Source organism: Escherichia sp. MR (assembly GCF_005280595.1).
In the GTDB taxonomy this organism is placed as follows: Bacteria; Pseudomonadota; Gammaproteobacteria; order Enterobacterales; family Enterobacteriaceae; genus Escherichia; species Escherichia ruysiae.
Window position 1 is genome coordinate 14020 of sequence record NZ_SZVK01000054.1, and the last position, 13854, is coordinate 27873.

The 13854-nt window shown below is 51.7% G+C and carries 11 protein-coding genes and 1 pseudogene; 9 read left to right on the top strand and 3 right to left on the bottom strand.

Going from position 1 to position 13854, the window contains the following annotated elements:
• Window positions 1–40: 40 nt before the first annotated feature.
• The 3 genes from FC814_RS18620 to FC814_RS18630 all read right to left on the bottom strand — a co-directional run bounded on the left by FC814_RS18620 (window position 41) and on the right by FC814_RS18630 (window position 2591).
• Window positions 41–607, bottom strand: coding sequence for a fimbrial protein (locus tag FC814_RS18620; RefSeq protein WP_137326295.1), 567 nt, complete (start codon window positions 605–607; stop codon window positions 41–43).
• Window positions 608–994: 387 nt separating this feature from the next.
• Complete coding sequence (gene gltA, locus FC814_RS18625; RefSeq protein ID WP_000785828.1) at window positions 995–2278, bottom strand: citrate synthase; 1284 nt, start codon at window positions 2276–2278, stop codon at window positions 995–997.
• Window positions 2279–2483: 205 nt separating this feature from the next.
• Window positions 2484–2591 carry a hypothetical protein gene (locus FC814_RS18630; protein ID WP_122983127.1) on the bottom strand — a complete coding sequence of 36 codons (108 nt, stop codon included), beginning with the start codon at window positions 2589–2591 and terminating at the stop codon, window positions 2484–2486.
• Between the two features lie 380 nt (window positions 2592–2971).
• On the opposite strand from FC814_RS18630, the gene sdhC reads away from it, so the two are divergent.
• From sdhC to FC814_RS18675, 9 genes and pseudogenes are all read left to right on the top strand, one after another.
• Window positions 2972–3376 (top strand): succinate dehydrogenase cytochrome b556 subunit, encoded by a 405-nt coding sequence (sdhC, locus tag FC814_RS18635; protein ID WP_000263354.1) that lies wholly within the window; start codon window positions 2972–2974, stop codon window positions 3374–3376.
• Window positions 3370–3717 carry a succinate dehydrogenase membrane anchor subunit gene (sdhD, locus tag FC814_RS18640; protein WP_000254365.1) on the top strand — a complete coding sequence of 116 codons (348 nt, stop codon included), beginning with the start codon at window positions 3370–3372 and terminating at the stop codon, window positions 3715–3717. Before sdhC ends, sdhD begins: the two co-directional genes overlap by 7 nt.
• Window positions 3717–5483: a succinate dehydrogenase flavoprotein subunit gene (gene sdhA, locus FC814_RS18645; protein ID WP_000775531.1), complete on the top strand. Its 1767-nt coding sequence runs from the start codon at window positions 3717–3719 to the stop codon at window positions 5481–5483. Before sdhD ends, sdhA begins: the two co-directional genes overlap by 1 nt.
• A 15-nt stretch (window positions 5484–5498) precedes the next feature.
• Window positions 5499–6215 (top strand): succinate dehydrogenase iron-sulfur subunit SdhB, encoded by a 717-nt coding sequence (gene sdhB / locus FC814_RS18650; RefSeq protein WP_001235258.1) that lies wholly within the window; start codon window positions 5499–5501, stop codon window positions 6213–6215.
• A 443-nt stretch (window positions 6216–6658) separates the two neighbouring features.
• Window positions 6659–9460: a 2-oxoglutarate dehydrogenase E1 component gene (gene sucA / locus FC814_RS18655; RefSeq protein WP_001181468.1), complete on the top strand. Its 2802-nt coding sequence runs from the start codon at window positions 6659–6661 to the stop codon at window positions 9458–9460.
• A 14-nt stretch (window positions 9461–9474) separates the two neighbouring features.
• On the top strand, window positions 9475–10692 hold the full coding sequence (gene odhB, locus FC814_RS18660; protein WP_032224967.1) for a 2-oxoglutarate dehydrogenase complex dihydrolipoyllysine-residue succinyltransferase: 1218 nt from the start codon (window positions 9475–9477) through the stop codon (window positions 10690–10692).
• Window positions 10693–10873: 181 nt separating this feature from the next.
• On the top strand, window positions 10874–12040 hold the full coding sequence (gene sucC, locus FC814_RS18665) for an ADP-forming succinate--CoA ligase subunit beta (protein WP_001048608.1): 1167 nt from the start codon (window positions 10874–10876) through the stop codon (window positions 12038–12040).
• Entirely contained in the window at window positions 12040–12909 is an 870-nt protein-coding gene (gene sucD, locus FC814_RS18670; protein WP_000025458.1) for a succinate--CoA ligase subunit alpha, read from the top strand. The genes sucC and sucD overlap by 1 nt, the downstream gene beginning before the upstream one ends.
• Window positions 12910–13155: 246 nt before the next feature.
• Window positions 13156–13781 (top strand): annotated as a pseudogene (locus FC814_RS18675) (tetratricopeptide repeat protein).
• The last annotated feature ends 73 nt before the right edge of the window (window positions 13782–13854 follow it).

Below are 13854 nucleotides of genomic sequence, written 5' to 3' on the forward strand. Positions count from 1 at the left end.
TATCTGCAGAAAGGCGGCTACGTCGCCGCCATAATTATTCTTATTTATAATCCAGAACGTAGGTCGCGTTAGCGGTTACGGCACCAGCAGTGACATTGACTGCATTGTCAATTTGTTCCATCCAGGCAAAGAAGTTCAGCGTTTGTTCTGTTGAGCTTGCATCCAGGTCGAGGTCTGGCGCAGCTGTACCCAATACGATGTTTGTGTCATTTTTGTCCATCAGTCTTACGCCGACACCTGTTGCCTCGCCAGCACTGGTATTGCTCAACAGAGGTGTTGCCCCCGTCGTTTTAGCCGAACCGTCGAAGGTTACGGCAACTTTGGATATTGGCGAACCGCTACCATTATCAGAACCTGGCAGGTCACAGTTTATTAAGCGAATGTCGACGGCCACTTTATTGCTGTGATGATCCCGGTTTATATGGGTTGTCGTGACTTGTCCAAGGTCAATATTTTTATCAACATCATCTGGATGAATGTCACAAGGTGCTTCAATAATTTCACCTTTAAAGTGAATTTCACCAGAGCCTTCGTCTGCGGCATAAACAGGAGCAGTGAGCAACAGAGAGACGACCAATGTGGCCAATGTTTTTTGTCCTTTAAACATAACAGAATCCTTTAAGGAAATAGAAAAATAGTATAGCTCTACCAGATTATCTGATTTTGCGTGTGGAGTGTTTTTAGTTTTGCTTAAAAATATATTTAGTTTTATTAAATGCAAATGCAAATGCAATTGATTGGTGTTGTGAATTAATTAAGGCGTAGAAAATAGAAGTGAATTATGGATATGCATAATATTCAGTGGATTATAAACAGGACGGAGAGAACAGTTATTTTTATTAAGATATTGCATTGACTGCTATTTGAACTGGTTGTTTTTTATTTGGCGTCCGGGTTTTGATTTTATTTTTACAATTTTTTATGCTTAAACCAACAAAAAATAACCCGCCATATAAACGGCGGGCTAAATTATTTGCTGCTCAGTAATCACCGATTAACGTTTGATATCGCTTTTAAAGTCACGTTTTTCATAGCCAGTATACAGCTGACGCGGACGGGCAATTTTCATGCCGTCACTGTGCATTTCGCTCCAGTGGGCGATCCAGCCAACGGTACGTGCCATTGCGAAAATGACGGTGAACATGGAAGACGGAATCCCCATCGCTTTCAGGATGATACCGGAGTAGAAATCGACGTTCGGGTACAGTTTTTTCTCGATAAAGTACGGGTCGTTCAGCGCGATGTTTTCCAGCTCCATTGCCACTTCCAGCAGGTCATCTTTGGTGCCCAGCTCTTTCAGGACTTCATGGCAGGTTTCACGCATTACGGTGGCGCGCGGGTCGTAATTTTTGTACACGCGGTGACCGAAGCCCATCAGGCGGAAAGAGTCATTCTTATCTTTCGCACGACGAACAAATTCCGGAATGTGTTTAACGGAGCTGATTTCTTCCAGCATTTTTAGCGCAGCTTCGTTAGCACCACCGTGAGCCGGCCCCCACAGCGAAGCAATACCTGCTGCGATACAAGCAAACGGGTTCGCACCCGAAGAACCAGCGGTACGCACGGTGGAAGTCGAGGCGTTCTGTTCGTGGTCAGCGTGCAGGATCAGAATACGATCCATTGCACGTTCCAGAATTGGATTGACTTCATACGGTTCGCACGGGGTGGAGAACATCATGTGCAGGAAGTTTCCGGCGTAGGAAAGGTCATTGCGCGGGTAAACAAATGGCTGACCGATGGAGTATTTGTAACACATCGCTGCCATGGTCGGCATTTTCGACAGCAGACGGAACGCGGCGATTTCACGATGACGCGGATTATTGACGTCAAGTGAATCGTGATAAAACGCTGCCAGCGCGCCGGTGATACCGCACATGACCGCCATCGGATGAGAGTCGCGACGGAAGGCGTGGAACAGACGGGTAATCTGTTCGTGGATCATCGTATGACGGGTAACGGTAGTTTTAAACTCGTCATACTGTTCCTGGGTCGGTTTTTCACCATTCAGCAGAATGTAACAGACTTCCAGGTAGTTAGAATCGGTCGCCAGCTGATCGATCGGGAAACCTCGATGCAGCAAAATACCTTCATCACCATCAATAAAAGTAATTTTAGATTCGCAGGATGCGGTTGAAGTGAAGCCTGGATCAAAGGTGAATACACCTTTTGAACCGAGAGTACGGATATCAATAACATCTTGACCCAGCGTGCCTTTCAGCACATCCAGTTCAACAGCTGTATCCCCGTTGAGGGTGAGTTTTGCTTTTGTATCAGCCATTTAAGGTCTCCTTAGCGCCTTATTGCGTAAGACTGCCGGAACTTAAATTTGCCTTCGCACATCAACCTGGCTTTACCCGTTTGTTATTTGGCTCGCCGCTCTGCGAAAGAGGGGAAGACCTGGGTACAGAGCTCTGGGCGCTTGCAGGTAAAGGATTCATTGATGACGAATAAACGGCGAATCAAGCACTTAGCAATCCGAATTATTAAACCTGTCTATCACTAATAACTGTCCTGGATGGATTGGTCAATACTTCCACACTGTTACATAAGTTAATCTTAGGTGAAATAGTGACCCCATAACTTTTACGCATTATATGCTTTTCCTGATGATGTTTGTAACAACTTTGTTGAATGATTGTCAAATGAGATGGTTAAAAATTAAATAAATGTTGTTATCGTGACTTAGATCACTGTTCTGGATAAAACCCGACAAAGCATATGTAGGTTAATTGTAATGATTTTGTGAACAGCCTATACTGCCGCCAGGTCTCCGGAACACCCTGCAATCCCGAGCCACCCAGCGTTGTAACGTGTCGTTTTCGCATCTGGAAGCAGTGTTTTGCATGACGCGCAGTTATAGAAAGGACGCTGTCTGACCCGCAAGCAGACCGGAGGAAGGAAATCCCGACGTCTCCAGGTAACAGAAAGTTATCCTCTGTACCCGTAGTCCCCAGGGAATAATAAGAACAGCATGTGGGCGTTATTCATGATAAGAAATGTGAAAAAACAAAGACCTGTTAATCTGGACCTACAGACCATCCGGTTCCCCGTCACGGCGATAGCGTCCATTCTCCATCGCGTTTCCGGTGTGATCACCTTCGTTGCAGTGGGCATCCTGCTGTGGCTTCTGGGTACTAGCCTCTCTTCCCCTGAAGGTTTCGAGCAAGCTTCCGCCATTATGGGCAGCTTCTTCGTCAAATTTATCATGTGGGGCATCCTTACCGCTCTGGCGTATCACGTCGTCGTAGGTATTCGCCACATGATGATGGATTTTGGCTATCTGGAAGAAACATTCGAAGCGGGTAAACGCTCCGCCAAAATCTCCTTTGTCATTACTGTCGTGCTTTCAATTCTTGCAGGAGTCCTCGTATGGTAAGCAACGCCTCCGCATTAGGACGCAATGGCGTACATGATTTCATCCTCGTTCGCGCTACTGCTATCGTCCTGACGCTCTACATCATTTATATGGTCGGTTTTTTCGCTACCAGTGGCGAACTGACATATGAAGTCTGGATCGGTTTCTTTGCCTCTGCGTTCACTAAAGTGTTCACCCTGCTGGCGCTGTTTTCCATCTTGATCCATGCCTGGATCGGCATGTGGCAGGTGTTGACCGACTACGTTAAACCGCTGGCTTTGCGCCTGATGCTGCAACTGGTGATTGTCGTTGCACTGGTGGTTTACGTGATTTATGGATTCGTTGTGGTGTGGGGTGTGTGATGAAATTGCCAGTCAGAGAATTTGATGCAGTTGTGATTGGTGCCGGCGGCGCAGGTATGCGCGCGGCGCTGCAAATTTCCCAGAGCGGCCAGACCTGTGCGCTGCTCTCTAAAGTCTTCCCGACCCGTTCCCATACCGTTTCGGCGCAGGGCGGCATTACCGTTGCGCTGGGTAATACCCATGAAGATAACTGGGAATGGCATATGTACGACACCGTAAAAGGGTCGGACTATATCGGTGACCAGGACGCGATTGAATATATGTGTAAAACCGGGCCGGAAGCGATTCTGGAACTGGAACACATGGGACTGCCGTTCTCGCGCCTTGATGATGGTCGTATCTATCAACGTCCGTTTGGCGGTCAGTCGAAAAACTTCGGCGGCGAGCAGGCGGCACGTACAGCGGCAGCGGCTGACCGTACCGGTCACGCACTGTTGCACACCCTTTATCAGCAGAACCTGAAAAACCACACCACCATTTTCTCCGAGTGGTATGCGCTGGATCTGGTGAAAAACCAGGATGGCGCAGTGGTCGGCTGTACCGCACTGTGCATCGAAACTGGTGAAGTGGTTTACTTCAAAGCTCGCGCGACTGTGCTGGCGACCGGCGGGGCTGGGCGTATTTATCAGTCCACCACTAACGCCCACATTAACACCGGCGACGGCGTCGGCATGGCTATCCGTGCAGGCGTACCGGTGCAGGATATGGAAATGTGGCAGTTCCACCCGACGGGTATTGCCGGTGCGGGCGTACTGGTCACCGAGGGTTGCCGTGGTGAAGGCGGTTATCTGCTGAACAAACATGGCGAACGCTTTATGGAGCGTTATGCGCCGAACGCCAAAGACCTGGCGGGGCGTGATGTGGTGGCGCGTTCCATCATGATCGAAATTCGTGAAGGTCGTGGCTGTGATGGCCCGTGGGGACCACACGCAAAACTGAAACTCGACCACCTGGGTAAAGAAGTTCTCGAATCCCGTCTGCCGGGTATCCTGGAACTCTCCCGTACCTTCGCTCACGTCGATCCGGTGAAAGAGCCGATTCCGGTTATCCCAACCTGTCACTACATGATGGGCGGTATTCCGACCAAAGTGACCGGTCAGGCGCTGACCGTGAACGAGAAAGGCGAAGATGTGGTGATCCCTGGCCTGTTCGCGGTGGGTGAAATTGCTTGCGTATCGGTACACGGCGCTAACCGTCTTGGCGGCAACTCGCTGCTGGACCTGGTGGTCTTTGGTCGTGCGGCAGGTCTGCATCTGCAAGAGTCTATCGCCGAACAGGGCGCACTGCGCGATGCCAGCGAGTCTGATGTCGAAGCTTCTCTGGAGCGCCTGAACCGCTGGAACAACAACCGTAACGGTGAAGATCCGGTGGCGATTCGTAAAGCACTGCAAGAATGTATGCAGCATAACTTCTCGGTCTTCCGTGAAGGTGATGCGATGGCGAAAGGGCTTGAGCAGTTGAAAGTGATCCGCGAGCGTCTGAAAAATGCCCGTCTGGATGACACCTCCAGCGAGTTCAACACCCAGCGCGTTGAATGCCTGGAACTGGATAACCTGATGGAAACGGCGTATGCAACGGCTGTTTCTGCCAACTTCCGTACCGAAAGCCGTGGCGCGCATAGCCGCTTCGACTTCCCGGAGCGTGATGATGAAAACTGGCTGTGTCACTCCCTGTATCTGCCAGAGTCGGAATCCATGACGCGACGTAGCGTCAACATGGAACCGAAACTGCGCCCGGCATTCCCGCCGAAGATTCGTACTTACTAATGCGGAGACAGGAAAATGAGACTCGAGTTTTCAATTTATCGCTATAACCCGGATGTTGATGATGCTCCGCGTATGCAGGATTACACCCTGGAAGCGGAAGAAGGTCGCGACATGATGCTGCTGGATGCGCTTATCCAGCTGAAAGAGAAAGATCCCAGCCTGTCGTTCCGTCGCTCCTGCCGTGAAGGTGTGTGTGGTTCCGACGGTCTGAACATGAACGGCAAGAATGGTCTGGCCTGTATTACCCCGATTTCGGCACTCAACCAGCCGGGCAAGAAGATTGTAATTCGTCCGTTGCCAGGTTTACCGGTGATCCGCGATTTGGTGGTAGACATGGGACAATTCTATGCGCAATATGAGAAAATTAAGCCTTACTTGTTGAATAATGGACAAAATCTACCAGCTCGTGAGCATTTACAAATGCCCGAGCAACGTGAAAAACTCGACGGGCTGTATGAATGTATTCTCTGCGCATGTTGTTCAACCTCTTGTCCGTCTTTCTGGTGGAATCCCGATAAGTTTATCGGTCCTGCAGGCTTGTTAGCGGCGTATCGTTTCCTGATTGATAGCCGTGATACCGAGACTGACAGCCGCCTTGACGGTTTGAGTGATGCATTCAGTGTATTCCGCTGTCACAGCATCATGAACTGCGTCAGTGTATGTCCGAAAGGGCTGAACCCGACGCGCGCCATCGGTCATATCAAGTCGATGTTGTTGCAACGTAATGCGTAATGCCCCGGCCTGATGGCCAAGGCAAAAATGTGCACGAACGGTTCCCTCGCCCCTTTGGGGAGAGGGTTAGGGTGAGGGGAAAAGGTCAGCGCCGGTGCGGACAATGACCCTCACCCCGACCCTCTCCCTGGAAGGGCGAGGGGGAAAATCGAGCCTGCGTTAACAATTAAGCAGGTTTGTTAGGAACCGTAGGCCTGATAAGACGCGCAAGCGTCGCATCAGGCAACCAGCGCCGGATGCGGCGTGAATGCCTTATCCGGTCTACAAAAGAAATGCAGGAAATCTTTAAAAACTGCCCCTGACACTAAGACAGTTTTTAAAGGTTCCTTAGCGGACGCAGAAAATACGACAAGTCCGCAACAAGTGAACCCCGGCACGCACATCACTGTGCGTGGTAGTATCCACGGCGAAGTAAGCATAAAAAAGATGCTTAAGGGATCACGATGCAGAACAGCGCTTTGAAAGCCTGGTTGGACTCTTCTTACCTCTCTGGCGCAAACCAGAGCTGGATAGAACAGCTCTATGAAGACTTCTTAACCGATCCTGACTCGGTTGACGCTAACTGGCGTTCGACGTTCCAGCAGTTACCTGGTACGGGAGTCAAACCGGATCAATTCCACTCTCAAACGCGTGAATATTTCCGCCGCCTGGCGAAAGACGCTTCACGTTACTCTTCAACGATCTCCGACCCTGACACCAATGTGAAGCAGGTTAAAGTCCTGCAGCTCATTAACGCATACCGCTTCCGTGGTCACCAACATGCGAATCTCGATCCGCTGGGACTGTGGCAGCAAGATAAGGTGGCCGATCTGGATCCGTCTTTCCACGATCTGACCGAAGCAGACTTCCAGGAGACCTTCAACGTCGGTTCATTTGCCAGCGGCAAAGAGACCATGAAACTCGGCGAGCTGCTGGAAGCCCTGAAGCAAACCTACTGCGGCCCGATTGGCGCCGAGTATATGCACATTACCAGCACCGAAGAAAAACGCTGGATCCAACAGCGTATCGAGTCTGGTCGCGCGACGTTCAATAGCGAAGAGAAAAAACGCTTCTTAAGCGAACTGACCGCCGCTGAAGGCCTTGAACGTTACCTTGGCGCAAAATTCCCTGGCGCAAAACGCTTCTCGCTGGAAGGCGGCGACGCGTTAATCCCGATGCTTAAAGAGATGATCCGCCATGCTGGCAACAGCGGCACCCGTGAAGTGGTTCTCGGGATGGCGCACCGTGGTCGTCTGAACGTGCTGGTGAACGTGCTGGGTAAAAAACCGCAAGACTTGTTCGACGAGTTTGCCGGTAAACATAAAGAACACCTCGGCACGGGCGACGTGAAATACCACATGGGCTTCTCGTCTGACTTCCAGACCGATGGCGGCCTGGTACACCTGGCGCTGGCGTTTAACCCGTCTCACCTTGAGATTGTAAGCCCGGTAGTTATCGGTTCTGTTCGTGCCCGTCTGGACAGACTTGATGAGCCGAGCAGCAACAAAGTGCTGCCAATCACCATCCACGGTGACGCCGCAGTGACCGGGCAGGGCGTGGTTCAGGAAACCCTGAACATGTCGAAAGCGCGTGGTTATGAAGTCGGCGGTACGGTACGTATCGTTATCAATAACCAGGTTGGTTTCACCACCTCTAACCCGCTGGATGCCCGTTCGACGCCGTACTGTACGGATATCGGCAAGATGGTTCAGGCACCGATTTTCCACGTTAACGCGGACGATCCGGAAGCCGTTGCCTTTGTGACCCGTCTGGCGCTCGATTTCCGTAACACCTTTAAACGTGATGTCTTCATCGACCTGGTGTGCTACCGCCGTCACGGCCACAACGAAGCCGACGAGCCGAGTGCAACTCAGCCGCTGATGTATCAGAAAATCAAAAAACATCCAACGCCGCGCAAAATCTACGCTGACAAGCTGGAGCAGGAAAAAGTGGCAACGCTGGAAGATGCCACCGAAATGGTTAACCTGTACCGCGATGCGCTGGATGCGGGTGATTGCGTGGTGGCAGAGTGGCGTCCGATGAACATGCACTCCTTCACCTGGTCGCCGTACCTCAACCACGAATGGGACGAAGAGTACCCGAACAAAGTTGAGATGAAGCGCCTGCAGGAGTTGGCTAAACGCATCAGTACGGTGCCAGAAGCCATTGAAATGCAGTCTCGTGTTGCCAAGATTTATGGCGACCGTCAGGCAATGGCGGCTGGTGAAAAACTGTTCGACTGGGGCGGCGCGGAAAACCTCGCTTACGCCACACTGGTTGATGAAGGCATTCCGGTTCGCCTGTCGGGTGAAGACTCTGGTCGCGGTACGTTCTTCCACCGCCACGCGGTGATCCACAACCAGTCCAACGGTTCCACTTACACGCCGCTGCAACATATTCATAACGGCCAGGGCGCGTTCCGTGTCTGGGACTCCGTACTGTCTGAAGAAGCAGTGCTGGCGTTTGAATACGGTTATGCCACCGCAGAACCACGCACTCTGACCATCTGGGAAGCGCAGTTCGGTGACTTCGCCAACGGTGCACAGGTGGTTATCGACCAGTTCATCTCCTCTGGCGAACAGAAATGGGGTCGGATGTGTGGCCTGGTGATGCTACTGCCGCACGGTTACGAAGGGCAGGGGCCGGAGCACTCCTCCGCGCGTCTGGAACGTTATCTGCAACTTTGCGCTGAGCAAAACATGCAGGTGTGCGTACCGTCTACCCCGGCACAGGTTTACCACATGCTGCGTCGTCAGGCGCTGCGCGGGATGCGTCGTCCGCTGGTCGTGATGTCGCCGAAATCCCTGCTGCGTCATCCGCTGGCGGTCTCCAGCCTCGAAGAACTGGCGAACGGCACCTTCCTGCCAGCCATCGGTGAAATCGACGAGCTTGATCCGAAGGGCGTGAAGCGCGTGGTGATGTGTTCTGGTAAGGTTTATTACGACCTGTTGGAACAACGCCGTAAGAATAATCAACACGATGTCGCCATTGTGCGTATCGAGCAACTCTACCCGTTCCCGCATAAAGCGATGCAGGAAGTGTTGCAGCAGTTTGCTCACGTCAAGGATTTTGTCTGGTGCCAGGAAGAGCCGCTCAACCAGGGCGCATGGTACTGCAGCCAGCATCATTTCCGCGAAGTGATTCCGTTTGGGGCTTCTCTGCGTTATGCAGGCCGCCCGGCCTCCGCCTCTCCGGCGGTAGGGTATATGTCCGTTCACCAGAAACAGCAACAAGATCTGGTTAATGACGCGCTGAACGTCGAATAAATAAAGGATACATAATGAGTAGCGTAGATATTCTGGTCCCTGACCTGCCTGAATCCGTAGCCGATGCCACCGTCGCAACCTGGCATAAAAAACCCGGCGACGCAGTCGTACGTGATGAAGTGCTGGTAGAAATCGAAACTGACAAAGTGGTACTGGAAGTACCGGCATCAGCAGACGGCATTCTGGATGCGGTTCTGGAAGATGAAGGTACAACCGTAACGTCTCGTCAGATCCTTGGTCGCCTGCGTGAAGGCAACAGCGCCGGTAAAGAAACCAGTGCCAAATCTGAAGAGAAAGCGTCCACTCCGGCGCAACGCCAGCAGGCGTCTCTGGAAGAGCAAAACAACGATGCGTTAAGCCCGGCGATCCGTCGTCTGCTGGCTGAACACAACCTCGACGCCAGCGCCATTAAAGGCACTGGTGTCGGTGGTCGTCTGACCCGTGAAGATGTGGAAAAACATCTGGCGAAAGCCCCGGCGAAAGAGTCTGCACCGGCAGTTGCTGCTCCGGCGGCGCAACCGGCACTGGCTGCACGTAGCGAAAAACGTGTACCAATGACTCGCCTGCGTAAGCGTGTGGCAGAGCGTCTGCTGGAAGCGAAAAACTCCACCGCCATGCTGACCACGTTCAACGAAGTCAACATGAAGCCGATTATGGATCTGCGTAAGCAGTACGGTGAAGCGTTTGAAAAACGCCACGGCATCCGTCTGGGCTTTATGTCTTTCTACGTGAAAGCGGTGGTTGAAGCCCTGAAACGTTACCCGGAAGTGAATGCGTCTATCGATGGCGATGATGTGGTTTACCACAACTATTTCGACGTCAGCATGGCGGTTTCTACACCGCGCGGTCTGGTGACGCCGGTTCTGCGTGATGTCGATACCCTCGGCATGGCAGATATCGAGAAGAAAATCAAAGAGCTGGCTGTTAAAGGCCGTGACGGTAAGCTGACGGTTGAAGATCTGACCGGTGGTAACTTCACCATCACCAACGGTGGTGTGTTCGGTTCCCTGATGTCTACGCCTATCATCAACCCGCCGCAGAGCGCAATTCTGGGTATGCACGCTATCAAAGATCGTCCGATGGCCGTGAATGGTCAGGTTGAGATCCTGCCGATGATGTACCTGGCGCTGTCCTACGATCACCGTCTGATCGATGGTCGCGAATCCGTAGGCTTCCTGGTAACCATCAAAGAGTTGCTGGAAGATCCGACGCGTCTGCTGCTGGACGTGTAGTAGTTTAAGCCTCACCTGCACTGTAGACCGGATAAGGGATCGCCCTCTTCGGCAATGGAAGCCTGATGCGACGCTAACGCGTCTTATCAGGCCTACGGGTGACCGACAATGCCCGGTAGCGATACGTCATACTCGGTCTACGGTTTAAAAGATAACGATTACTAAAGGATGGACAGAACACATGAACTTACATGAATACCAGGCAAAACAACTTTTTGCCCGCTATGGCTTACCGGCGCCAGTGGGTTATGCCTGTACTACTCCGCGCGAAGCAGAAGAAGCCGCTTCAAAAATCGGTGCTGGTCCGTGGGTAGTGAAATGTCAGGTTCACGCTGGTGGCCGTGGTAAAGCGGGCGGTGTGAAAGTTGTAAACAGCAAAGAAGATATCCGTGCTTTTGCAGAAAACTGGCTGGGTAAACGTCTGGTAACGTATCAAACAGACGCCAATGGCCAACCGGTTAACCAGATTCTGGTTGAAGCAGCGACCGATATCGCTAAAGAGCTGTATCTCGGTGCTGTTGTTGACCGTAGTTCCCGTCGCGTGGTCTTTATGGCCTCCACCGAAGGCGGCGTGGAAATCGAAAAAGTGGCGGAAGAAACCCCGCACCTGATCCACAAAGTTGCGCTTGATCCGCTGACTGGCCCGATGCCGTATCAGGGACGCGAGCTGGCGTTCAAACTGGGTCTGGAAGGTAAACTGGTTCAGCAGTTCACCAAAATCTTCATGGGTCTGGCGACCATTTTCCTTGAGCGCGACCTGGCGCTTATCGAAATCAACCCGCTGGTTATTACCAAACAGGGCGATCTTGTCTGCCTCGACGGCAAACTGGGCGCTGACGGTAACGCACTGTTCCGCCAGCCTGATCTGCGCGAAATGCGCGACCAGTCGCAGGAAGATCCGCGTGAAGCGCAGGCTGCTCAGTGGGAACTGAACTATGTTGCGCTGGACGGTAACATCGGTTGTATGGTTAACGGCGCAGGTCTGGCGATGGGTACGATGGACATCGTTAAACTGCACGGCGGCGAACCGGCTAACTTCCTGGACGTTGGCGGCGGCGCAACCAAAGAACGCGTAACCGAAGCGTTCAAAATCATCCTCTCTGACGACAAAGTGAAAGCCGTTCTGGTTAACATCTTCGGCGGTATCGTTCGTTGCGACCTGATCGCTGACGGTATCATCGGCGCGGTAGCGGAAGTGGGTGTTAACGTACCGGTTGTGGTACGTCTGGAAGGTAACAACGCCGAACTCGGCGCGAAGAAACTGGCTGACAGCGGCCTGAATATTATTGCAGCAAAAGGTCTGACGGATGCAGCTCAGCAGGTTGTTGCCGCAGTGGAGGGGAAATAATGTCCATTTTAATTGATAAAAACACTAAGGTTATCTGCCAGGGCTTTACCGGTAGCCAGGGGACTTTCCACTCTGAACAGGCCATTGCATACGGCACTAAAATGGTTGGCGGCGTAACCCCAGGTAAAGGCGGCACTACCCACCTCGGCCTGCCGGTATTCAACACCGTGCGTGAAGCCGTTGCTGCCACTGGCGCTACCGCTTCTGTTATCTATGTACCAGCGCCGTTCTGCAAAGACTCCATTCTGGAAGCTATTGATGCAGGCATCAAACTGATTATCACCATCACTGAAGGCATCCCGACGCTGGATATGCTGACTGTGAAAGTGAAACTGGATGAAGCGGGCGTTCGTATGATTGGCCCGAACTGCCCGGGCGTAATCACTCCGGGTGAATGCAAAATTGGTATCCAGCCGGGTCACATTCACAAACCGGGTAAAGTGGGTATCGTTTCCCGTTCCGGTACACTGACCTATGAAGCGGTTAAACAGACCACGGATTACGGTTTCGGTCAGTCTACCTGTGTCGGTATCGGCGGCGATCCGATCCCTGGCTCTAACTTTATCGACATTCTCGAAATGTTCGAAAAAGATCCGCAGACTGAAGCGATCGTGATGATCGGTGAGATCGGCGGTAGCGCCGAAGAAGAAGCGGCTGCGTACATCAAAGAGCACGTCACCAAGCCAGTTGTTGGTTACATTGCCGGTGTGACTGCGCCGAAAGGCAAACGTATGGGTCATGCTGGCGCTATCATTGCCGGTGGTAAAGGGACTGCGGATGAGAAATTCGCCGCTCTGGAAGCCGCAGGCGTGAAAACTGTTCGCAGCCTGGCTGATATCGGTGAAGCACTGAAAACTGTTCTGAAATAAATATCTGTAATAAGAAATAGCCCTCGCCGCTTCCCTCTACAGGAATGGCGAAGGGCTGTCGGTTTCGACATGGTTGGCCATCTTATGATGGCCTTTTTTGTTTTTATTCGGGCGCTAATCTGAAAAGCTTTCCCGCTGCTTTTTTTCCCATCCCTTGCGCAATAATGCCCGGCGAAATATCTCTTCTCCATTCAGTAAAAGGATTTATACATGAAGACAATTATTCTGCCGGTTGCTCTGACCCTGATGGGTATAAATGCGGACGTTTATGCGGCCGATGTAAAGATCGATATTTTAAGTGCGACAGTGAAAGATAAACGCATTGAGGGGGCATCGGTGACGCTGCAACGCAATGGCGCACAATCCGTTTCTGGCACCACAAATGCATCGGGCAGCGTTAGTCTGGGTTCTTCATTTGCTGATGATCAAGATGCGTTATTAATCGTCAAAAAAGACGGTTACTCCAATCTTTTAACGACACCACATTAGACGTCAGTGATTTAGCCACTGTGATAACGCCAGCGACAGGTACTTCAACTCCGGCTTCGCCTGCGATGCAAAACAGTGGCGATACTCAACTGGCAAGAAAATATAATCGTGAAGGTGAAGCTGTTTACAAAACCGGTCAACTTGAGCAAGCCATTCAACTCTTCCAACAGGCAACAGAATTAGACGGCAATTACGGACAGGCATTTAGTAACCTGGGTCTGGCTTATCAGAAAAATGGCAACATAGCAGAAGCGATTTGGGCAAATCGTAAAGCGATCTCGTTAGCCAGTGGAGCAAATGCGGCGACAACGCGCGCTAACTCCTATTATAACATTGCTAAAATTTATGAAATCGCAGGTCAGAACGCCGATGCCTTGCACTGAGAGATCCCCTCATAATTTCCCCAAAGCGTAACCATGTGTGAATAAATTTTGAGCTAGTAGGGTTGCAGCCACG

Coding starts and splice junctions, on each gene's coding strand:
- gltA (WP_000785828.1), bottom strand. CDS start 2,278: ATGGCTGATACAAAAGCAAAACTCACCCTCAACGGGGATACAGCTGTT.
- sucC (WP_001048608.1), top strand. CDS start 10,874: ATGAACTTACATGAATACCAGGCAAAACAACTTTTTGCCCGCTATGGC.
- sdhC (WP_000263354.1), top strand. CDS start 2,972: ATGTGGGCGTTATTCATGATAAGAAATGTGAAAAAACAAAGACCTGTT.
- sucD (WP_000025458.1), top strand. CDS start 12,040: ATGTCCATTTTAATTGATAAAAACACTAAGGTTATCTGCCAGGGCTTT.
- odhB (WP_032224967.1), top strand. CDS start 9,475: ATGAGTAGCGTAGATATTCTGGTCCCTGACCTGCCTGAATCCGTAGCC.
- sdhD (WP_000254365.1), top strand. CDS start 3,370: ATGGTAAGCAACGCCTCCGCATTAGGACGCAATGGCGTACATGATTTC.
- sdhA (WP_000775531.1), top strand. CDS start 3,717: ATGAAATTGCCAGTCAGAGAATTTGATGCAGTTGTGATTGGTGCCGGC.
- FC814_RS18630 (WP_122983127.1), bottom strand. CDS start 2,591: ATGCGTAAAAGTTATGGGGTCACTATTTCACCTAAGATTAACTTATGT.
- FC814_RS18620 (WP_137326295.1), bottom strand. CDS start 607: ATGTTTAAAGGACAAAAAACATTGGCCACATTGGTCGTCTCTCTGTTG.
- sdhB (WP_001235258.1), top strand. CDS start 5,499: ATGAGACTCGAGTTTTCAATTTATCGCTATAACCCGGATGTTGATGAT.
- sucA (WP_001181468.1), top strand. CDS start 6,659: ATGCAGAACAGCGCTTTGAAAGCCTGGTTGGACTCTTCTTACCTCTCT.